Genomic DNA, 20,326 nt, shown 5'->3' with positions numbered 1-20,326 from the left:
TTCCTACTCAAAACACAAAAGCGGGTCAGATAGAGTGCCACTAAATCAAATATAGTTCAGCACACTCTCTAAAGTTGAAGCGTTAACTTCCCAACCGTATTACCGCTTTCTAAATCTCGATGAGCATTTACGCCTTCTTCGAGTGTATAGATCTTGTGAGCTGGTATTTCAATCTTACGCTCTAAAAGCAAGCTCTCGATGGACTTGATCGCCGAGATATTGTCTTGTTTGCTGCGGGTTCCCCCGTTGAATAATTCGAGCTTAATCGACTTCATAAAGGCAATCTTCAACGCTGTTTCTACATCGGGAGCTTGATTATTTTCAGCGAATCCATACCAAATCAAATGTCCATGAATTGCAAGAAGATCAATATCTCTTGCAATAGAACTCCCGCCAGTCGCATTGAAAATAGCGTCTAATCCATCTGGGTATTCGCTTTTTATAATTTTTTGAACATCCTCCTGTTTATAATTTAAAACACGATCTGCTCCTAATGAATGTACATATTCTTTCTTTTCATCAGAGCCGACTAAAGCAATGACTTCATGATTTTTAGCTTTAAGAAGTTGGATTAGAACGCTTCCCACGCTTCCTGCGCCTGCATGAACGAGAACTTTTCGTGCAGCGTTGCTCAAACGTTGAGTTAAGAGAATCGCAGTTCTAGCCGACATACTGACACTGCTTGCTATTAGAGGTGAAAGTGATACTGGGACAGCTATTTCCCAATCTAAAGAGCTGCTCGTGTCGACAGCAACGTACTCAGCGTAGGATTGACTGGCTGAAAATGCGACAAGCTGCCCTTTCTCATAACCACTAACTTTAGCCCCCATTTCTTCTACAATGCCTGAGCCTTCCATCCCTAAAGTAAATGGAGGGGTGGGCAACCCTGGGAAGGCACCTTTACGGATGTACGTATCGGCTAAGTTAATGCCACTATAAGCGACTTTAATTAGCAGCTGAGTGTCACTTATTTGCGGCTTGTCAACTTGGTTTACAGCTAGCATTTCTGGGCAGCCAAACTCTGTTACTTGTAGAGCTCTCATTTTCTATTTCCTTAGATAATTTTTAGTCTGTTGAAGAGGTAGCGAATCTTTAGAAGCCATTTGGGTTGTCAATAAAATAAAGCCAACCTCCATCAGAGTATTTCATCACCTCTAGAGCCATTCCTGTTTGCACATTAGGGATTTCCCAGTTGGAACGAATAAGTGCAGTGTCGCCATTGATGTGAATAGACACATCATGTGTGACCATTTCCACGTCACCTTGCATATAGCCTTTCAAACTCTGTGCGATTGCTTCTTTGCCTTTTGCGAGCTTACCTTCAGCATTTAAAACGAGTACGGCATCTTCGTGGAATAATGTAGCGAGCCCAGTGGTATCTTTTTTTGAAAAATACTCTGAAAATAGCAGATGTAACTCGCTAGGTGTTTGCGGCTTTTTGTAGTCTATCGATCCGTAAGAGAAAAAAGAGAGAGTGCCTAATGTAACCAACCATACTGCTTTCATAATATTTCCTTGGTTTGAATGTTCTGAAGAGATAACGTGATACTATTGAAGTTAGTTACTAAAAGATATTAGATACCTAAAAGTAACTAGATACCTATTGGTAACTATGCAAGGTGTACCGTTTTTTGAGTATTCCGTAAAAATGAAAGGAGTGGAGTATGAGCCAACAAGGTAAACAACCCGAAGGCTATTGTAGTGCGGATCGATACTTAACGTTGATCTCTACAAAGTGGACTGCGCATATTGTTTGGTTACTTGGCCTTCATGACGAAATGCGGTTTGGGCAAATCCAGAAGCAACTTGCGCTGGTCTCTAGCAAAGTACTCAGTGAACGATTAAAACTGTTAGCAGGAGAAGGTTTTGTTTGGAGAAGACAAGAAGAGACGGTTCCTGTAACGGTGTATTACGGGTTGACACCAAAAGGAGAAGAACTTTCAAAAATTATCGATATTATCGTAAGCAAGGCTGACGACTGGGATGAGTCATCTGCACTAGACAATGCAGGACAATGATTAGAACAAGTCGGTCAAAGGGTAACTTAATAATATAGGGATATGAAATGTGCTAGTCTTGGCGAAATAAAGAAAATATGGAACCTGTTTTTATGTTGGGTAAATTCACTAAGGTGACTGAATATTTCTCTGATATGGGTGTTCCGCCCCAAGCGGTTAAATCCCTGTCAACTCAGTTTAGATTGCTCTCACTGAACCCATCAGATATTTTGCTCGCACAGGGGACTCGGCAGGACTATTGCTATTTTATCATGTCCGGTACACTTAGAGCTTGTCATTACGGTGAGAATGGTCTTGAGAGATGCAAAGAGTTTTATTTTGACGGTGAACTATGTTTCCTCTATTCAAGCTGGTTACAGGGAATGTCTGCCCAATATCAAATTGAAGCTATTACAGCAGCAGAAGTGGTAAGGATCCCCTTGAATTTACTGACATTGCCTTCGTTCTTACAAGCCAAAGTCGCACTGTTACAACAACAGTTAATATTCAAGGAGCAGAAAGAGGCTCTGCTACTACTCCACACACCTGAGCAAAGGTATCGGCACTTACTGCAGTATTGGCCACATTGGTTAACCAGACTTAACAACATTCAGATAGCCAGCTATATCGGTATCAGCCCTGTCAGCCTATCGAGATTGAAAGCCAGAATTAAAAGCTAAATATAAAAGTAGGAATTAACTTTAGTTAATTCCTACTTTGGGACATATGCTCATAATCCTACCTCCATATTTATTATAAATTTTGTAGGAGGGAAGCATGTCGGCATTTCTTTGGTCCCAAGTATTGATAACAATCGCCATCGTATTCGATCTGATATCATTTCAATTTAAACAAAGACAAAAAATTGTCTGTTGCTTATGTATATCTGGCGTCCTGATTAGCACCCACTTTGCTCTACTAGAACAATGGACCGCTGCAAGCTTAATGTTACTCGCGAGTGTTCGCTATTTCACTAGTATTTTTACCACATCGAAAAGAATGATGTTTCTATTTTTAACCTCTGCGCTAGTGATCACTCTGGTGACCTTTGTTGACTTAATCAATTTGCTTAGTTTTGGCGGAACGCTATTTCAGACCACGGCTGCATTTAGTCACAACGATCAACGTTTACGTCAATTAATGATTTTCGGAACTTTGCTCTGGCTAATACACAATTATCTTGCAGGTTCTCCTACCGCTGTATTGATGGAGTTGTTGTTTATTAGCAGCAATATCATCGGCTATTATCGTTATTATGGAATACATCTGAGCCTGTTGAATCAAAACAAGTCAATATGAATATACATTAGCCAATACTAAAGTGATAAGCACCATGAAAACTGAAGGTTTTTAGTAAGGGAGAGTCATATTTAATAAGGTTTCAATAATTATTAACTCTAAGTTATTTGGGGGATAAATGAGTTAGAAGAATAGCTATTTAGCAGGTAATGGTAAGTCGAACTCTTAAGAAAACCTTCAAAGATTCCCTACTCGCTCCTTCGTCTCTCTATGGAATGACGGTAACTAAAGCGATCTCTGCCGTATCGTTATCATCCCATTTTGGGAATGACAGCAACTAGAGATACTTCTGCTATTTCAATGTCATCCCCGAGAGGGAGGCACGACCGAGTTGGGGATCTCTTAAAGCGAGCCGAAAACCTAATATAGGCGAGTTCATGAAATAGGCATTGGGAGAAAATGCTCAGAGTTAACCTAACCTAACAACTGCCTAAAACGCCTTAAGAATCGCCGAATCATAATTAGAAATATCTAACTCAACACAGTGCTCTTCAACCAACTCAACCAGTTTAGCTTGAGCCGTATTTAAACTATCCATCGTGATGGTGTTATCGTCCAATGTCCAAAGCTGGCGAGACCCGTACATTGCAAATGGTTATGTGAACTTACCATCGAGCCAACACATACATTTCTCTAGACAAAGTTTTAACATGATTCTTCTTTGACTTGTTCACTAATGACTACTCGATTTCGTCCACTAACCTTGGCTTGATAAAGAGCACCATCTGCTCTCTTGATAAGATGTTCGAGGGTATGTGCTTGGTCTGACAACGCAACTCCAAGACTTATCGTCATAGATAAACTGGAGACCTCTGAATTAAAGTTACTTTCCGCTACACGTTTTCGAATTCGCTCAGTAACTTCATTGACTATCGCTAGATCGACGTTAAGCAAAATAATAGCGAACTCTTCTCCGCCAATACGCCCTATAATATCGCTTGCTCGAATCTCACGACAACACATCTCCGCAAAGCGCGACAATGCCAAGTCACCAACTTGATGGCCATAATTGTCATTGATCTTTTTGAAGTGGTCTATGTCAATGATCACCACAGCCAAAGGCTCCATTTCGTTCTGAACTAGCTGTTCACCAATTTCAAAAAAATGCCTGCGATTGCTAAGCTTAGTAAGAGGATCCGTAGTCGCTTCCAAATAGAGTTTCTGTTCGTAAGCATTTCGTGCCGCACAGTCATTAACTATTATTCTCTGAACGATAAAAGCAGAAATACCTAGCACAACTAAAATTAGTAGCAACAGTATTGGTAATATCTCATGGCTTGGATGCCCTTGCTCCCACTCTATAATCGATATCGTCGCACCTGTCGCATTTTGCAACCTTAAACTCCTCTGTGAGTCAACGCTAGCCGTTGACTGAACTTGTGTTAAGGTCGGTAAGTAATAATTTTCAGCAAATACTTGTAAGTACTCAGAATCGATACGCTTCCCTGCCGCGATATAGGTTCCCGGCCTTGGAGTCGCCAACTCTTCGTTAATTAGTGGCCCACCAGTAACAAGATACAACTCACCGCCAAGCATAAAAAAACTACTCGCCGTTTTGGTTTCTTCCTCACTCCTTGATGATAACTCTTTCAGATAACGCAAGCTTGATGAGTAAATCTGATCAAAGGTTAATAATACCGTGTCATCTGCGATGAAATAGAATGCTTTTTTTTCATGATCAACGACTCCAATAGTGAAGTCATACTCATAAGCCTCTGCAAGGTACTTACCCGTATTGGTATCAATCCAATCGGTGTCTTTTTCAACGACAATTTTTGTATAGGCTTCATCCCAATACGTGTATTCAGAAACGATATGCTCCCGATGTTTACGCTCAAGTGCTATTGCTAATTCAACTCGTTTCAATACATCTTCTTCAGCCTGTTTATCGATGACGGAGAGAAAATAAAAGGTGCATGCAATAACAACGCCTCCACTAACTACCAATAAGCGTGACACTAAAGATGCTAAAGGGCTAATAGCAATCTGCTTGTAACCTAACCTATTTATACTTGCCATAATTATATTTACTCCACTACCAAAGATATAACTGAGGAGGTAACAGTTTAATAATATGTAAGTATTAGAGAACAGAGACAGCAAAAGTCTCTATTTGTGACCTGTCGTCGCAGTACTTGACACTTCTGTAGGCAACATTTTGAATATCAAAGTTGTTTTATGAACAGACGTTTAAGGCAGCTAATATTCAGATTCAGCGGTCCATATTCAGAGCATTAAAACGCCTTAAGAATCGCCGAATCATAATTAGAAATATCTAACTCAACACCATGCTCTTCAACCAACTCATCCAGTTTAGCTTGAGCCGTATTTAAGCTATCCATCGTGATGGTGTTATCGTCCAGTGTCCAAAGCTGGCGAGACCCGTCATAGCTAAATTGGAGTGCGAGCATAGCATCGGCATTACCTTGCTCCGCTGCGGCATCGAGCTTTCTCTTCTTACGGTAAACAAGGTTTAACGCCTGTTTAAGATCCCAAACGTAGGCCACTTCATGCATTTTAGGGTGTGTTTTGAGCTTAATGAGCGTCATCACTACGCCTATCGCGCTGACAATCACGCCAAGTAAATTCCAGTGGAAGTTCGAGCCAGACTCTGATGGAAACAGGTAAATAAGTGCCTGAGAGATAGCAAGGCTTGATACCGCTAAGAGTGCGATACACGCGACAATGACAATGTTCAAACGTGAACGGTATAACTGCTTGTCGATCTTTTGTAATTTCATCAATAGTCCATTGTTTGAGCTGCCCTAACATCACGTTGATAGGCGTAAATGAACTGTCGATTATACATTTTGAATGACTTTAGATAAGTGCTAATTTGTTGCAAATAGTGTGGTTAATTACACCAATTGGCTAACCGTTTTAGAGCTAGCCCGCAATAAAGTGTGATTGATAGTACTTCGGAGTGACGGCCAAGCGCTTTTTGAACTGGCGTTGAAAATGCGCCTGATCGGAAAAGCCTAAGCTATGCGCTACCTCAGAGAGAGAGTTCCCCGCTTTAAGCATTACTTTAGAGCGCTTGATCTTTTCATCCATCAAATAGGCGTATGGCGGCAATCCGTACTGGTTTTTGAACGCTCGAAGCAACTGATAGCGACTCATCCCCGCTTCTTCTGCGAGGCTTTCCAACTCATGGTGCGCTGTCACTTCATCGAGCAGCTTTTCGCGAATACGTTTAATCGGTTCGGCATGCTTATGTCGGTTTGTTGGGCTGGTTATTTGAAAGCTGGATTCAACAAAGCTGTACAAGCAAGTTTCAATATTTAGGCTAGATTGCTCATTTTCTAAGGCATCAAAAAGTGTGAAGTATTGAGCTTTTAACGCGTCATTGCGTTCAAAGTCGTGATTAAATGCTTGGTAATCCATCTGCATGTGCTGATTATTCTCACGCAAAATATCACGTTGCAACTGCCCCATTTTTGTCGCGTTCACAAACAGCATACTATATGACCATAGGCCTGCTGCAGGGTTGCATGAGTGTACATCGGAAGGGTTGATCGTAACCAAATCCCCCACGCCAATCACGTGGGATTTATTACGATTTTTATAGTCCGCAGATCCTTGGAGAATAACACCAAAAGAGAATTCATCGTGTGAGTGGGCGTCATAACAAGCACTACTTCGATTGGCGACTCTCAACTCAACCCAAGGTAAGACTTGGTTTTGCTTGAAGCTTGCGCTGTTATCCCTTTTCATCTCGACATTCCTTGTCAAACCCAAATCATAAGCACTGATACAAACAATATAACCGCCATTACTCGGTTAAAGAACTGTTGCTTTCTAGGTTCGTGAAGTTGTTTGGTAAACAAACTACCAACGACCGCCCATAAACCGACACCAATCAGACATGCAAGCAGTGAAACCGCGGTGTACATCCAAAGCCACACTTGCTGTTCACTCTGCCCTATCACATAAAGGCTAACACCAGACATGGCAACCAACCAGGCTTTAGGGTTTAACAGTTGAACCAGTGCCCCGTTGATCCAACTTGAATGGCGCTCTTCTTCGACATCCAATTGACCAAAAGGGGCTGAATATATTTTATAGGCTAAGTAGATAAGAAAAGCACTACCCACTAACTGCATGCCCAATTCTATTCTAGGCAACCATTCGACAAGGCTGTTTAGTGTATTCCCCGTAATAAAGACCACCAGCGCATAGGCAAGCGATGCTCCAATTACATGCTTAGCTGCGGTGAACTTGCCAAACTGAGCGGCTGTCGACGTCGCAATAAGGTTGACCGGACCTGGTGTGACAGCTCCGACAAAAGCAAAGATCACCATTGCCATAAATACACCGTTCATACTCTTTCCTTGTTAGATGCGGGAGATGTCCTTCAAGATAAAGAGTATGGGAATAGCAGTATTGAACGATATTGCGCAGGACTAAGTTGTTGAGATGCTCAATTACTTTTTCATCATATTCGCTAGATCTGCGAAAGGATTGTATGTTGCGCTTTGGTGGTCATCTTGCCCTGGCTTTATCTCACTACCGTAACGATCATGATCGAGATATTTACTGTGTTCATGATCATGGCAATAGAGGCACAACAGTTCCCAGTTGCTGCCATCTTCCGGGTTGTTAGTGTGATTGTGGTCTTTGTGATGAACCGTTAATTCACGTAGGTTAGAGTAAACAAACTCACGGGCACAGCTTCCGCATACCCAAGGATAGAGTTTCAGTGCTTTCTCTCGATAACCGGCTTCTTTACGTGCGTAATTTGCACTCGTTCCGTAATAATCTGCAGACATGATGGTATTCCGTTAATAACATTTCAAGTCTGATGCTAACACGAGTACTAGGTGGAAAAAATGACCACGGTTAAACCCTGTGCGGCAGAAGGTTGGTGTGTAAGATTTACTGTGGGCATTGGCCTTAGATTAGGTCTTGAGCCTTGCTCCTACTCGTAGGTTCAGCGTTATGAGTAAAAAGAAAAAAACCTGCCAGTTCATTTTGACACACTGGCAGGTTAATTAATTTATCGATTAAAACTGGTACATCACGCCAGCAGCAATCATCGTTTCATTGCCTTTAAAAAAATCAATATTGGATTCCTGCTTGCCGTATCCCGCGCTACCAACAAAAGTCCAGTCATCCCAATCAAACATGTCTACGTACTGATATACTAGGGTGCTGTTGAAGTCATCATCGCTACGCTTTTTAGCGTATATAGGATTCATTTCATCATAGCTTCGTTTCGCATAGTCCATGGAAAGTGATAACTGATGCCTTTCGATGAAGGTCGTTATCGTTACCCCTGGTTGAATACTGTGAAATGCGGTTGCACTACCTTTCGCATCGTAGCGTATGTAAGTTAGACGCGGCTCTAAATATACTCCTTGAGTAGCTTCAATTAGATAGCTTCCTTTCAGTGCATACGTTCTCGCATCCCTGACCAGCAACTGTTGCTGTTCTGCAGTCAAGTTTTGACCCGATTGCTCTTTGTCAATGGTGGTATTTGCAAAGGCTGCTTCCAAAGAAAGCGGTGTTCCCGCTAAGTTCTCCCCCATCAATCTCACGCCGTGAGTCTTCACTTTAGTCTTAGTTCGCTGAAGACGACTTGCGTATGGGTCACTATAGAGATCCGTTCCACCGATCGTTGGCATGTAAGATATTCCAATCACAGAACCATCACTCAACTCTGACTGATAACCGATTTGCAATACGCCCATTCCTTCAATTAAATCATCCTCGGCCATACCGAGAAACAGTTGATGATCGTAATCATCACCAAACGTATAAGTTAACTCACCGACGGGTAACGGTGCAGCCCCTGATGACTTATCAATGTTTGAACCGTCATGAGTAGTATTGTTAGGGTCGATATTGGATTGATTGCTCGAGTAACCAAGAAACAGGCCTACGTAACCTCCTAGCCCTTCCTCTGGGGCCAGATCGGCGAGCGCAGAGACAGAAAAGACGAGGCTAGAGGTGGTAAATAGTACAGGGAGTAATTTCATCTAATTTTATTTCCAATATCGTTTTATTTAATAAATTCAGTCACTAAGTTAAACTTTGTTAACTCATCTTTTGCCATGATATGAATATCATCGGCACTGGCGGCATTAATGGTGTAGAAGTAGAATTCAGTCCCTTTCTCTAGCATTTCATTGGAATAGGTCAGTAAAGGCCAATGTGCTTTGTCCGAAGGTTTTAGCAAATGAGCTGACTGGTCTTTCTCACAACACCATGAGTGCACCCCTAGCGTTGCACCGGTTTGAAATTGTCTTTGAACGCCTGCAGCGAACAGATCAACGCCTCCGGAATAGGCTTCGCCTGTTTTAGGGATGTAAGTATTGAGGCCAGCATGACGAATCAATCGCCCTGTGTGCATGTTGATCGCATCGTTAATGGAGCCATCAATGACACCAAACTCTAGTGTCGTCACGTTGGGATGCTGTTGGATAAGTGCCTGCATTTGGATATACGTTTTGGTGCCAAGTACACCAGATAAGGTTGCGCTATCGCCTTTGACACTGATATCGGAATATCCGCCTTCAATCAGACTCTCATTGATCTGCAATTTGAACGCTTTACTACGTTGTTCATTTTGGTCAAAAAGAGTGCCTCGCCATGTGACATTACCACCACGATCATTAGACACTTTGACTCGGGCCTGATTATTCGAAGACCACTTGTCATTCGCGAGATCGTCATATGTAAGAACGATACCTTCAGCAATCGGTTGTAAAGACTCAGTGGTTTTAAAGAGAATATTTTTGCCATCACAAGTCGCATCAAAATAGAGGTTGTCGTCATCCATTGATAAATCATTGAGTGACAAAACACACGACTCTCCTTCAACGGATAATCTATTGCGTTGACTTCGCTTGTTAAATGTCTTGATGTAACTCGGCAACTCGTTTGGCGAGATAATATGAGTTTCTGGTACTTGCTCCGCAGCATAGGCGGGAAAGTGCATCACAACCGTCATGACTGACAGCATCGCGATCGTTTTAGAGGTTTGGGGGATATACACACTAACTACTCTTTATGTTTTCGATGTGTGTAATTTACGCTTGAGTGATGTATGCCTCTACCCGCTCTCTGTATGGGTTTGTATTGAATTCAAACAGACACATACAATTGCTTAAACGCGGTTGGAAGAGATTAAGGCGGGCACAATGCAGTAGCACTTACAGATCAGACTTCTTAGGCAACACTAAAATCTAGACTCGGTGCTACTGGCTACATAGACAAAATTAATGCTTAGCGTGCGGAATGGAAATTAAAAATGTCGCCCCTTGTTGGGTATTTCGTGAGATGGTTAATGAGCCATGGTGGCCACGAGAGACTTGTTCGACAATCGAAAGCCCTAAGCCATGTCCGCCACTATTGCGGTCTCGCGCGGTGCCAATTCGATAAAATGGCTGAATAACCTTTTCATACTCTGACTCTGGAATACCAGGACCATCATCACTGACAAGAAACTCGATTTGTTCTTCGTTCCATTGCACAGATACGATGATTTCCGAATTCGCATAGCGGGTTGCATTAGTGATCAAATTCGATAGCGCACGCTTGAGGTGTCCATGGTCAACACTCAGCGTAAGAGAATCGTCGCACTCAAGTATGATCTTGGCTCTACTAACGAGCTGTAACTTGGTGACTAAGGGCTCAAGCCATTCAAACACATTTCCCTCTGTCCGCGACAGCTCAATATCAACTCCCTCTAAACGAGCGTAGTACAACAACTCTTCTACCAGTTGTTCTAACTCTTCAATATCGTCTGTCAGTCCATCAACGTGTCTTTGTACTGCTGGGTCAACATCCATTTCCTCTAACAACGCCAATTGACACTCCATGCGAAAAAGTGGCGTGCGCAATTCATGAGCTACCGCATTGGTCAGCTGTTTTTGACTCGCGATGACTTGACTCACTTTTTGCGCCATAACATTAAACTGTCGGTTTAGTGTTCCAAGTTTAATGGCGTTTTTTTCTGAAGCTCTAGCGGTTAAATCGCCTTGAGCAAACTGGGTAGTCGCCTGCTCAAGGGGAATAAGGCGACGATGTAATAAATAAACCGTTAATAAGCTGAATAAGAGGAAGCAACCTCCGAACCAAAAGAATAAAAAGTCATCCTCGTATTCTAGCTCGTCCCATATATCGTAACGCTTATCGGGGAATAGGTAATAGAGCGTCTCATTGACGTATAAGATGTATTCGTCTTCCTCGATGCTGATCGCTCGTTCAGATCGAAGCTGGCTTTTCTGTTGATCTCTTAAGTTATTCAGCTCGTCCCAACTGATAACTTTTACGTCAAAAAAACTCTCTTTAACAAACTCATCGATTGCATGATCGGCTTTACTCTTATCAATGAGCGTAATGTCATTCACAACACGAGCAAAGGAAGCCACATGGGCAACATCCAACTGCCTTTCGTAGTCAGGGCGGATATTTTGAAAGTAATAGGAAACAAGAATAATCCCAATGAAAAAGCATAAGAACGAACTGAAATAGATCTCAAAAAAAATGCGTCTCACTTTTAATCACCACTGGTCCGAGACAAAAAGGTAACCTTTTCCACGTACGGTGACTAATTTTGAAGTTTCACCGCTGCCATCACCGAGTTTCTTTCGTAAAATCGCAATTTTATTATCGACCGTTCTGTCCAAGCCATCATATTCGATGCCACGAGTTTCTGAGACAAGGAAATTACGAGATAGGATTTCATCTGGGTGGGTGGCGAATATCCATAGCAAATCAAATTCAGCATCGGTTAAGCCCGAATCTTGCCCCGCTACCGTGCAAGTACGCCGAGTAAAGTTTATAGCTAGCTCACCGAAACACTTTAGTGTTGTTTCTTTAGACGTTTTTTCACTGCTTAACAAATTTTCGCTATCGATATGTTGGCGACGCAATAGATTCCTAATTCGTGCAATCAACACTCGCATCTTAATCGGCTTAGAAACAAAATCATTTGCGCCAATCTCAAGGGCTGACACATGATCAAAATCGTCATTGCTCGCTGTTAGCATCAGAATTTGACCAACATATTTATGTCGTATCATGCTACAGACTTGTAGGCCATCCAAACCAGGTAACATCAAATCTAAAATAACCAGGTCAGGTTGAGTGTCTAAGATGACGTCTACAGCACCCTTCCCATCGTAAACAGGTGTTACGCTGAAGCCACTGCCCGATAGGTACTCCACCAACAAAGCGCTCAACTTTTCATCATCTTCGACCAAGACTATTTGGGTCATGTTGCTCTACCTTTTTCCAAGCTATATGGGTGCTTATTTAAGTTTGAAATAGAAATGCTGATTTATCCTGTCCATTGGCAGAGTATTTTTCATGATCACTTTCGTCATTGAGCTTAGCCATAGGGCGCCCACCATACAAAAACTGACTTTACGTGTATATAGAGCCATCAATTTTGATTGTACGTCTTTGTATGGAACACACATGCAATACAAGACAATTCATGTCTGTTGCTACATGACCTTTTGCCCTACTTTGTTGCCCAACCAAATCACTATCGGTCTGCTGATAGCGACTAACCCACGATATGAAGGCGACATTTTGAAAACTAACCTCCCTACTATTACGCTGTTCTCTCTGTTTCTTTTTGGTTGCGGCGGCGGCAGTGACTCAGCGACAACACCTCCCAAGAAGAAGCATTCAAATACCATAGAGCTTAAGCAAGCGCCTGGGGTTTATTTAACTGCTAAGAGCGATGCAAATACTCTGGTTAATGACAAATACTATGGCGTTTCTTTTATCTACGACGATAGTGATAACGCTGCCTTTCGCACCATAGCGGGTGGCACAATGAGCACAACCAGCGAACACAATACTCAGTTGACGAGCCTCATTCGCACTCGGGCTGATGTCAATAAAGGCCAAGCTAACAGCGACACTCTCAAGGTCGATAGCATGTCACCCACTCAACTCGCCTCTTTTGACATCAAAGGACCGACAGTAAGAGCTCGCTTCACTACCATAACAGAGAGTGATAGGGCCGAGTTTCTAGCCCGAACGTTTCAGGGACTACGAGCAGAAGACAGTACTGGCTTCAAATTACGCCTCACTGAACATAGCTCTGAAAATCAACTATTTATGCCAGTCAAGGCCCTGCGACCATCACAGATTAACACCGGCTATCTTGGGGATTGGGTATACGATAACAATCATTCAAAGGGTAACGGACAAACCATCATTTATGACCGCTATACGTTTTCTCATAACAGCAGTAATGAGCTCATACTCGTTGCCAAAATGAACGGCATATCAAGCTGTGATGTGAACTTCACTAATATGGAATATGACCATGCAATACGAGCCTTTAAATTTAAAGGCACTATTCAAGGCATTAACCAGTGCAAAATCGAACTTGGCAGAAGCAAACTCTATGACAACCTGCTCACCGATAGCCATACACTACTGCTCGCGTTCGCTGAGAATGACAATCGCGACCAGATAAAAATGTTGCTTAACCATCATTCCGTCGGCACGACTAAAGCGCTGAATCTATCTGGCAACGGTATCTATATCAAAAACTAGCCTGCCAAGTCGCATATGCCGGTAAATAGACGACATATCTCTTGTGGCTGAGAATATTCGCTCTTGCAAAGTATCCCCTTTAACGACAAAGTAGTGGCCATCTTGGCTTTGCCACTACTTCTTGTACTCTCTCAGCTTTATTACATCAGGCCTCTTCAATGTCCAAATCTACCGCTAATACGAGTGAAATAATTGATCATTTTGTCGCACCTGAATGCCATGCTAGCGTAGAGATTCTTTATCAAGATGACGATATTTTGCTGATCAACAAGCCGAGTGGCTTGCTCAGTTTGTCGGGTAAAAACCAACTCAATTGGGATTCGGTACATTATCGTTTAGTCAACGGGCAAGACGCTAACCAGAGTGCCAAAGCGACGCCCGCTTTTGTGGATGCTAAGTTGCCTCATCGATTAGACTTAGGGACTTCTGGCGTTATGGTGGTGGGCCTTAACAGTGCGGCATCTAAGAGTCTCAATCAGCAATTTCAAGCGCGGACAGTGCAAAAGCGTTATCTCGCCATGTTGGCTGGCTGGGTTGATGGTGATCATGGCCAAATCTCGGCCCCTATTGCCAAAGATAAGACTTTGTTCCCGCGGGTCAAGATCTGCCACGATACGGGCAAAAGTGCCATTAGTGACTATCAGGTAATAAGTCGCTTAGATAACCCCCGCAGAACGTTAGTTCAATACACCCCGATTACCGGCCGCACACACCAATTGCGTATTCATAGCCTGGAGTTTGGTCATCCTATTTTAGGTTGCGATCTTTATAACGACCCACAACTAGGTAGTCATCATGAAACCATTGATATTCCGCAGCGTTTAATGCTCCATGCCAGCGATATCTACTTTACTCACCCTACCACTGGCGAGCCGATACACGGTCATAGTCCAAACCCGTTTTGATCATCAGGAGTTCTTCGGAAGTAATCCGTGAATCCCTTAAGCGTTTTTGGACATTCATGTTAGAACGTAGAAACGACAATGGTTCTTACAAACTTGTGTTGAAGAGCTGAAAACTCTATTTGTCGATAAAGCCGTGCTTCTCTTCCGCTAGCAATTTGAAAGAAGGCGGATTCTAGCTTCAATAAGAAAAGCAATACTGCGAATAACTGGTGGACTGTATCCCTAGCAAGGTATAGGGCAACAGCTTCCTTTGAGCATATTGATTGATAAAGTACCTTCGCGCAGCCTGCGAACGGTAACTTTATTTACATTAATAATATAGAAAATGAACTAGCCCTAAAGATCAGTTTATTTATACATTATGAACTTATGCGAAGAGAAATGGGTGTATTCAGGAAATGATAAAGCTATTTAACTGAAAATCATAAATTCACCAACCAAAGCGTTATCTTTGTCGGTGATACTACCTATAGAACTGGATTCACAGTAATGGTAGCTCAATCCTAGTATATTAATATTGCCCTTACGTGCTACTTGTCTCGACAGTATATCATCATTAATTTGATTGATGTCTGAAGACCATTTTTGATTACTTTTAAATATATTGAATGTTATTAACAAGATGTATCCCGTTGTTTCAGTACACTTTTCTTATGGAACCAGAATCTTTTTCTACCTATGGAACGTGCCATATTATTTACCTACTTATATAAATTATTTATAAAGATGAAAATGATGGAGGGAGGTCCTCCACTGAGGTGCACTGATAGTAGTAATTATTAGATTTTACAATTGAGGGTATAACAGGAAAAACTGGCTAGGGATGTCGCTGGAAGACTTACTGAATTTTAATTTTTAACTACTCTAATGTCAGAGCACGCTCGACTATACAGCATAAAATCAAGCTGGCAAGTTATTTTATATCCATTTTATTGAGGTCGATTTTTCAAACTAAACGTCATCTCTGTTCTATTCGCTTATTTATTCAGTCTATAGCAATTAAAAGCGAGCTCTAGACTCGCTTGATTGTCACCAAATACAATAAGTAATAAATCATGTTGGATAAATATGTTATCTAACCAGGCCGTGCCATTCGGTTAGCAGTTGCATGATCCGGTGCGAATCACTCCACGTTGCACATGGGTTTTCTAATCCTTTAAGACCCTTTTCAACTGCTTGACGTATATTGCGAACCTGATAGAAGAACGCATCGCCTTCAGCTCTCACAGACACTGACCGTTTTGACGTCTCATAGATTTCGACACTTAAACGGTTTTCTTGTGTAGGCAGCCACGGGTTAGAATCCAGTGTAATGCAACCTTTGCTGCCGAGAATAGTAAATTGATGCTTGAGACCATGATCCTCGGCGGTATGAACAGTGGCAGTTTGTTGTTGACCAAACTGCATCATCAGACTCGATTCGCAGATATTACCGTCTTGCCCTGTTCGCCCAATGGCAGTGGCGGTTCGACCTTCAAACGCTTGCTCACCGAGCATGGTTTTTGCCACCAAATAGAGCAGTGATATCGGGTAACAACCTAGGTTATATAATGCACCTTTACTGTCTGGATTGACGAACTCGGCAATCGACGCAATATAGGAAGTATGAATCGAGCGTAACTCACCGATTTCTCCTGATTTTAATAGCGAAACCAATTCAGTGATCAGTGGATGGTGCAAGTACATCAAACCTTCGGCAAAGAACACCTGATGTGTTTCAACGGCTTTCAAAGCCAGCTCGGTTTTTTCCATATCAACGGAAAGTGACTTCTCACAAAGAATGGCTTTTCCTTGCTGTGCGGCTTTAACAATAAAGTCATGATGTAGATGGTTTGGCAGCGCAATGTAAATGATGTCGACTTGTTGATCTTCAATCAACGCCTGGTAATCGCTAAAAGTCTTGTCGACGCCATACTGCTTGGCAAAGGTGTTTAGATTATGTTCAGAACGCCCCGCCACGGCATAGAGTTCACTTTTGCCATCATTGTTGATCGCCTCTGCCATTACGCCAGAAATAAAACTGGTACCTAAAATGCCCCACTTCATGATTTTACCCCCTGCTGAGTTTCAAATGCTTGTACTAATTCCGCCACTTCAGACGCAATGAACGCCTGCGTATGAGGCATCGAAAAATGAGCATCGATTGCAGCACGGTCTTGATATTGTTCCCACAAGATCACACGTTGTGGCGCTTTGTCATCAAAAGTTGCAATCGCTTGCAAACAACCCTCTTCACTTTGCATATCAAGGCAAAATTGCTCTATCGCTTGCATGACCTGCTCTCTAGGTTGGTTAATATTCATTTTAAGTTCGGCAGTGACGAAAATACTCTGCTTCATGATGGATCCCTTTCTCCATTCTTTATCATCAAAGCCACTGTAATTAACCTTGTTTGATTGATAAACTCCAGCCTGGTTATTTATTTATAAACTGTGAGTGCGCAATGGACAAACTAACCAGCATGAAAGTCTTCGCTTATGTGGTAGAGCACGGCAGCTTTCGCAACGCCGCTCATCATTTTGATATTTCACCAACGATGGTCGGCAAGCATGTGAGTTTTCTAGAGCAAAGCCTAGGTACGCAACTGATTCACCGCACCACTCGCAAGCAATCTCTTACCGAAGCAGGTAAGCTCTATTACCAAGAGTGTCAGCGCATCATTGAAGATATTATCAACGCTGAAAATCTCATTCATACCTTGATCAATCGCCCTACGGGAACGGTAAAGGTTAACTGTCCAGTGACTTACGGCAAGAAGATACTTGCACCAATCGTGGCAGACTTTCTGACCGAATATCCAGACTTGAATGTCGAATTGATACTAGATAACAACCTCATTGACCCCTATCGCAGCGATTCGGATGTCATTATACGTATTGGTGATTTAGTCGATTCCTCACTTGTCGCACGCAAGCTTGGCGATTACGAAATGACTTACTGCGCCGCGCCTAGCTACTTAGCAAAACATGACCAACTTGTTTGTTTAGAAGATCTCGACCAGCACCATTGTTTAGGCTTTCAGTATCATCAAGGGGAAAGCCAACAAGTCGTAAATATGCCATCAAACACATTTGGTCTCACTAATACCCGTCTTACCTCGAATAATGGAGATGTCCTCAAGTTTGCGGCAATAAATGGCGCGGGCGTGTTATTGCAGCCCAAAATTCTCGTTGAAGAAGAGATCCAATCTGAAACACTTGTGGAATTGCTTCAGGCCTATGCGCCCAAACCCAAGCCGATCCATCTGCTCTATCGTTCAAAACAATTGTCATTAAAGAATCGAACTTTTGTCGAGTTTGTATTAAAACAAATGAATACACCACAATTGTGACGCTGTTTATCATTCTCACCTACACATCTGACCACTATTTTAGTAATAATACTGTTGAAGACTTTCTCTCCTCAGTAGGCGAAGGGTAAACACACATCAAGTCAGGGAAGCCATGTAAAATGACACAGAACACAAAACATGCTCTGGTCGTAGAAGGTGGAGCTATGCGCGGCATATTCGCTGCTGGAGTGCTAGACGGCTTTATCGACCACGACTACAACCCGTTTGATTTTTGCATTGGAGTATCGGCGGGTTCGACCAATATCGCCTCGTGGCTTTCAAATCAACGCGGTCGAACCTATACCATCATTGCAGACTACTCTTGTCGCCCTGAGTTTATAAACTTTAAACGGTTTGCTAGGGGTGGACACTGGTTAGATCTCGACTGGCTATGGGATCATATCGCACTACAGTATCCATATGATATACAAGCCTTTAATAAACAACCTCTGCCTTTCCATATCGTGACTACGGATGTCTCAACTGGCGAACCCGTTTATACCCTCGGACATGAGAGTAATTTAGAGACGATCCTAAAAGCATCATGCTCGCTTCCGATGGCTTATCGCACGCCTATCAATGTTGAAGGAAGAACAATGATTGATGGAGGAGTAGTCGACTCAATCCCTGTAATTGAGGCATACAACAGAGGAGCTAAGGAAATAACCGTAATTCTGTCGCAAAAGCAAGGCTACAAGAAACATCCTCCAAAAGCACCTTGGCTACTGCGCCGACTTATGAAAAAGACGCCCCATCTCGCTGATGCGATGATCGTTCGAGCTGAACAATACAACAAAACCTTAGAGTTCATTAATCACCCTCCTCAAGATTGCGTCATCAAAGTCATTGCCCCAGAAGATAACTTCGCTGTGGGAAGGCTAACGACAAATAAAGACAAGCTGGATGCCGGGTATCAGATGGGTTTGAGGGCAGCGAAAAGAGCGGTTGAACAAGGCTAAACGATGAATGAGCCATCACCTTTCTAACTAACAAAATCAAAAAGCGAGCCACTTGGGCTCGCTTTTAAGTACTTGGTTTAAGCTCAATTACAGCAGCTCTACCGACTGCTGAGCGATTACGAACTCTTCGTTGGTTGGAATAACCATCGCTACTGCATCAAGAATTTGTGACTTCGCTATGATACCTGCGTTACCAAAGCGTGCGTCTTCGTTGCCCTTCTCGTCTTCAACAAAACCTAGAAGTTTAAGGTTGTTTAAGATTTCGCGACGAATAGGTAGTGAGTTTTCACCAATACCACCCGTAAAGATAATTGCATCTAGGTTGCTAAGTGGAATGAGGTAAGAACCAATGTACTTCGCTACGCGGTAGGTAAACACTTCAAATGCCAGTTTCGCACCTTCGTGACCATTTTCCATCGCTTCTAGGATGCCACGAGCGTCTGACGTTAGGCCAGAAACACCTAGGAAACCTGATTTTTTGTTCAGAGTGTCGAATACTTGCTCTGTCGTCCAACCTTTTTTGATTAGGAATTCGATAACGCCTGGGTCAAGGTCACCAGAACGTGTACCCATCATTAGACCAGCTAGCGGCGTGAAGCCCATAGAGGTATCGACTGACTCACCATTTTCAATCGCACATACTGATGCGCCGTTACCGAGGTGAACAGAGATAAAGCTAGACTCTTCCACTGGCTTGTTAAGCATTTTCGCCGCTTCACGACTTACGAAATAGTGGCTAGTGCCGTGGAAACCGTATCGACGGATTCCGTACTCTTTATAAAGCTCATTTGAAATCGCACCTGTGAATGCTTTTTGCGGCATTGTTTGGTGGAATGCAGTATCAAATACAGCGAATTGAGGTAGGCTTGGGAAAGCTTGCATAGCAGCTTGAATACCTTTAGCGCCTGCTGGGTTGTGGAGCGGTGCCAGATCAGACAAGTTTTCAATTTCTGCTAATACTTCATCATTAATTCGTACGGTAGAAGTGAATTTCTCACCACCGTGTACGATACGATGACCCACGGCAACTAAATCTTTTGTGAAACCTAACGTTTCCATCAATGCTACGATTCGATTGATAGCATGTTGGTGATGATTGTCTGGAGCATCAATAGCTTCTTCAGTTTTCTCACCATTATACTTCCAGCTGATCACGGCTTCTGGTAAACCAAAGCACTCACCTAAGCCACTGATAATCGCGTCACCAGACGCAGAGTCAATTACAGCAAACTTTAATGATGAGCTGCCAGAGTTAATGACCAGCACAAACGAATTCGACATGGGTATGTTCCTGTTTCAGAGCAATTTGAT

21 protein-coding genes and 1 pseudogene are annotated in these 20,326 nt (G+C 42.6%); 7 read left to right on the top strand and 15 right to left on the bottom strand.

Annotation, left to right across the window (positions count from 1 at the left end):
• Positions 1 to 68: 68 nt before the first annotated feature.
• Positions 69 to 1,043: a quinone oxidoreductase family protein gene (locus VIA_RS05690; RefSeq protein ID WP_004411610.1), complete on the bottom strand. Its 975-nt coding sequence runs from the start codon at positions 1,041 to 1,043 to the stop codon at positions 69 to 71.
• Positions 1,044 to 1,092: 49 nt separating this feature from the next.
• On the bottom strand, positions 1,093 to 1,506 hold the full coding sequence (locus tag VIA_RS05685) for a YybH family protein (protein WP_004411609.1): 414 nt from the start codon (positions 1,504 to 1,506) through the stop codon (positions 1,093 to 1,095).
• 158 nt (positions 1,507 to 1,664) lie between these two features.
• Here VIA_RS05685 and VIA_RS05680 point away from each other — a divergent pair, with 158 nt between their 5' ends.
• The 3 genes from VIA_RS05680 (at position 1,665) to VIA_RS05670 (ending at position 3,296) form a co-directional block, all read left to right on the top strand.
• Positions 1,665 to 2,018 carry a winged helix-turn-helix transcriptional regulator gene (locus VIA_RS05680; protein ID WP_004411608.1) on the top strand — a complete coding sequence of 118 codons (354 nt, stop codon included), beginning with the start codon at positions 1,665 to 1,667 and terminating at the stop codon, positions 2,016 to 2,018.
• 92 nt (positions 2,019 to 2,110) lie between these two features.
• Positions 2,111 to 2,677, top strand: a complete 567-nt coding sequence (locus VIA_RS05675; protein ID WP_004411607.1) for a Crp/Fnr family transcriptional regulator — start codon at positions 2,111 to 2,113, stop codon at positions 2,675 to 2,677.
• A 97-nt stretch (positions 2,678 to 2,774) separates the two neighbouring features.
• On the top strand, positions 2,775 to 3,296 hold the full coding sequence (locus VIA_RS05670; protein WP_004417803.1) for a YgjV family protein: 522 nt from the start codon (positions 2,775 to 2,777) through the stop codon (positions 3,294 to 3,296).
• Between the two features lie 430 nt (positions 3,297 to 3,726).
• Here the strand turns inward: VIA_RS05670 and VIA_RS22085 are convergent.
• From VIA_RS22085 to VIA_RS05625, 10 genes and pseudogenes are all read right to left on the bottom strand, one after another.
• A pseudogene (locus VIA_RS22085) lies at positions 3,727 to 3,888 on the bottom strand (DUF3087 family protein); the annotation flags it as partial.
• A 53-nt stretch (positions 3,889 to 3,941) separates the two neighbouring features.
• Positions 3,942 to 5,315 (bottom strand): sensor domain-containing diguanylate cyclase, encoded by a 1,374-nt coding sequence (locus tag VIA_RS05665; RefSeq protein WP_004411605.1) that lies wholly within the window; start codon positions 5,313 to 5,315, stop codon positions 3,942 to 3,944.
• 215 nt (positions 5,316 to 5,530) lie between these two features.
• On the bottom strand, positions 5,531 to 6,037 hold the full coding sequence (locus tag VIA_RS05660) for a DUF3087 domain-containing protein (RefSeq protein WP_004411604.1): 507 nt from the start codon (positions 6,035 to 6,037) through the stop codon (positions 5,531 to 5,533).
• Positions 6,038 to 6,182: 145 nt separating this feature from the next.
• Positions 6,183 to 7,010 (bottom strand): AraC family transcriptional regulator, encoded by an 828-nt coding sequence (locus VIA_RS05655; RefSeq protein WP_004411603.1) that lies wholly within the window; start codon positions 7,008 to 7,010, stop codon positions 6,183 to 6,185.
• 14 nt (positions 7,011 to 7,024) lie between these two features.
• A complete protein-coding gene (locus tag VIA_RS05650) occupies positions 7,025 to 7,618 on the bottom strand; it encodes a LysE family translocator (protein WP_004411602.1) in 594 nt (197 codons plus the stop codon).
• Between the two features lie 102 nt (positions 7,619 to 7,720).
• The gene (locus VIA_RS05645; RefSeq protein ID WP_004411601.1) at positions 7,721 to 8,065 is read right to left on the bottom strand and encodes a YajD family HNH nuclease; all 345 of its coding nucleotides are present in this window, start codon (positions 8,063 to 8,065) and stop codon (positions 7,721 to 7,723) included.
• Positions 8,066 to 8,299: 234 nt separating this feature from the next.
• Positions 8,300 to 9,274, bottom strand: a complete 975-nt coding sequence (locus VIA_RS05640; RefSeq protein ID WP_004411600.1) for a DUF2860 family protein — start codon at positions 9,272 to 9,274, stop codon at positions 8,300 to 8,302.
• Between the two features lie 23 nt (positions 9,275 to 9,297).
• Positions 9,298 to 10,293 (bottom strand): hypothetical protein, encoded by a 996-nt coding sequence (locus VIA_RS05635; RefSeq protein ID WP_004417799.1) that lies wholly within the window; start codon positions 10,291 to 10,293, stop codon positions 9,298 to 9,300.
• A 223-nt stretch (positions 10,294 to 10,516) separates the two neighbouring features.
• Positions 10,517 to 11,797, bottom strand: a complete 1,281-nt coding sequence (locus tag VIA_RS05630; protein ID WP_004411598.1) for an ATP-binding protein — start codon at positions 11,795 to 11,797, stop codon at positions 10,517 to 10,519.
• Between the two features lie 6 nt (positions 11,798 to 11,803).
• Positions 11,804 to 12,520, bottom strand: coding sequence for a response regulator (locus VIA_RS05625; RefSeq protein ID WP_004411597.1), 717 nt, complete (start codon positions 12,518 to 12,520; stop codon positions 11,804 to 11,806).
• Positions 12,521 to 12,722: 202 nt separating this feature from the next.
• Between VIA_RS05625 and VIA_RS05620 the strand changes: the two genes are divergently transcribed.
• Both VIA_RS05620 and VIA_RS05615 read left to right on the top strand, forming a co-directional pair.
• Entirely contained in the window at positions 12,723 to 13,820 is a 1,098-nt protein-coding gene (locus tag VIA_RS05620) for a hypothetical protein (protein ID WP_004417795.1), read from the top strand.
• Between the two features lie 158 nt (positions 13,821 to 13,978).
• Entirely contained in the window at positions 13,979 to 14,725 is a 747-nt protein-coding gene (locus tag VIA_RS05615) for an RluA family pseudouridine synthase (protein ID WP_004411595.1), read from the top strand.
• 1,071 nt (positions 14,726 to 15,796) lie between these two features.
• Here the strand turns inward: VIA_RS05615 and VIA_RS05610 are convergent.
• Entirely contained in the window at positions 15,797 to 16,771 is a 975-nt protein-coding gene (locus VIA_RS05610) for a Gfo/Idh/MocA family protein (protein ID WP_004411594.1), read from the bottom strand.
• Positions 16,768 to 17,064 carry a putative quinol monooxygenase gene (locus VIA_RS05605; RefSeq protein WP_004411593.1) on the bottom strand — a complete coding sequence of 99 codons (297 nt, stop codon included), beginning with the start codon at positions 17,062 to 17,064 and terminating at the stop codon, positions 16,768 to 16,770. Before VIA_RS05605 ends, VIA_RS05610 begins: the two co-directional genes overlap by 4 nt.
• A gap of 104 nt (positions 17,065 to 17,168) precedes the next feature.
• Here VIA_RS05605 and VIA_RS05600 point away from each other — a divergent pair, with 104 nt between their 5' ends.
• Together VIA_RS05600 and VIA_RS05595 are read left to right on the top strand one after the other, a co-directional pair.
• Positions 17,169 to 18,056: a LysR family transcriptional regulator gene (locus tag VIA_RS05600; RefSeq protein ID WP_004417793.1), complete on the top strand. Its 888-nt coding sequence runs from the start codon at positions 17,169 to 17,171 to the stop codon at positions 18,054 to 18,056.
• Between the two features lie 119 nt (positions 18,057 to 18,175).
• Positions 18,176 to 19,015 (top strand): patatin-like phospholipase family protein, encoded by an 840-nt coding sequence (locus VIA_RS05595; RefSeq protein ID WP_004411591.1) that lies wholly within the window; start codon positions 18,176 to 18,178, stop codon positions 19,013 to 19,015.
• A gap of 87 nt (positions 19,016 to 19,102) precedes the next feature.
• On the opposite strand, the gene VIA_RS05590 is transcribed toward VIA_RS05595, so the two are convergent.
• The gene (locus VIA_RS05590; RefSeq protein WP_004417791.1) at positions 19,103 to 20,296 is read right to left on the bottom strand and encodes an acetate/propionate family kinase; all 1,194 of its coding nucleotides are present in this window, start codon (positions 20,294 to 20,296) and stop codon (positions 19,103 to 19,105) included.
• Between the last annotated feature and the right edge of the window lie 30 nt (positions 20,297 to 20,326).

Source organism: Vibrio orientalis CIP 102891 = ATCC 33934, assembly GCF_000176235.1.
Taxonomy (GTDB): Bacteria; Pseudomonadota; Gammaproteobacteria; order Enterobacterales; family Vibrionaceae; genus Vibrio; species Vibrio orientalis.
The sequence above is the reverse complement of the archived record's forward strand: the minus strand, read 5'-3'. Positions and strand labels throughout refer to the sequence as shown.

Bases quoted from the DNA above. Each gene is read 5' to 3' on its own strand.
- VIA_RS05680 (WP_004411608.1), top strand. From the start codon at position 1,665: ATGAGCCAACAAGGTAAACAACCCGAAGGCTATTGTAGTGCGGATCGA.
- VIA_RS05595 (WP_004411591.1), top strand. From the start codon at position 18,176: ATGACACAGAACACAAAACATGCTCTGGTCGTAGAAGGTGGAGCTATG.
- VIA_RS05640 (WP_004411600.1), bottom strand. From the start codon at position 9,274: ATGAAATTACTCCCTGTACTATTTACCACCTCTAGCCTCGTCTTTTCT.
- VIA_RS05620 (WP_004417795.1), top strand. From the start codon at position 12,723: ATGCAATACAAGACAATTCATGTCTGTTGCTACATGACCTTTTGCCCT.
- VIA_RS05625 (WP_004411597.1), bottom strand. From the start codon at position 12,520: ATGACCCAAATAGTCTTGGTCGAAGATGATGAAAAGTTGAGCGCTTTG.
- VIA_RS05675 (WP_004411607.1), top strand. From the start codon at position 2,111: ATGTTGGGTAAATTCACTAAGGTGACTGAATATTTCTCTGATATGGGT.
- VIA_RS05665 (WP_004411605.1), bottom strand. From the start codon at position 5,315: ATGGCAAGTATAAATAGGTTAGGTTACAAGCAGATTGCTATTAGCCCT.
- VIA_RS05685 (WP_004411609.1), bottom strand. From the start codon at position 1,506: ATGAAAGCAGTATGGTTGGTTACATTAGGCACTCTCTCTTTTTTCTCT.
- VIA_RS05670 (WP_004417803.1), top strand. From the start codon at position 2,775: ATGTCGGCATTTCTTTGGTCCCAAGTATTGATAACAATCGCCATCGTA.
- VIA_RS05650 (WP_004411602.1), bottom strand. From the start codon at position 7,618: ATGAACGGTGTATTTATGGCAATGGTGATCTTTGCTTTTGTCGGAGCT.
- VIA_RS05660 (WP_004411604.1), bottom strand. From the start codon at position 6,037: ATGAAATTACAAAAGATCGACAAGCAGTTATACCGTTCACGTTTGAAC.
- VIA_RS05645 (WP_004411601.1), bottom strand. From the start codon at position 8,065: ATGTCTGCAGATTATTACGGAACGAGTGCAAATTACGCACGTAAAGAA.
- VIA_RS05610 (WP_004411594.1), bottom strand. From the start codon at position 16,771: ATGAAGTGGGGCATTTTAGGTACCAGTTTTATTTCTGGCGTAATGGCA.
- VIA_RS05605 (WP_004411593.1), bottom strand. From the start codon at position 17,064: ATGAAGCAGAGTATTTTCGTCACTGCCGAACTTAAAATGAATATTAAC.
- VIA_RS05655 (WP_004411603.1), bottom strand. From the start codon at position 7,010: ATGAAAAGGGATAACAGCGCAAGCTTCAAGCAAAACCAAGTCTTACCT.
- VIA_RS05600 (WP_004417793.1), top strand. From the start codon at position 17,169: ATGGACAAACTAACCAGCATGAAAGTCTTCGCTTATGTGGTAGAGCAC.
- VIA_RS05590 (WP_004417791.1), bottom strand. From the start codon at position 20,296: ATGTCGAATTCGTTTGTGCTGGTCATTAACTCTGGCAGCTCATCATTA.
- VIA_RS05615 (WP_004411595.1), top strand. From the start codon at position 13,979: ATGTCCAAATCTACCGCTAATACGAGTGAAATAATTGATCATTTTGTC.
- VIA_RS05690 (WP_004411610.1), bottom strand. From the start codon at position 1,043: ATGAGAGCTCTACAAGTAACAGAGTTTGGCTGCCCAGAAATGCTAGCT.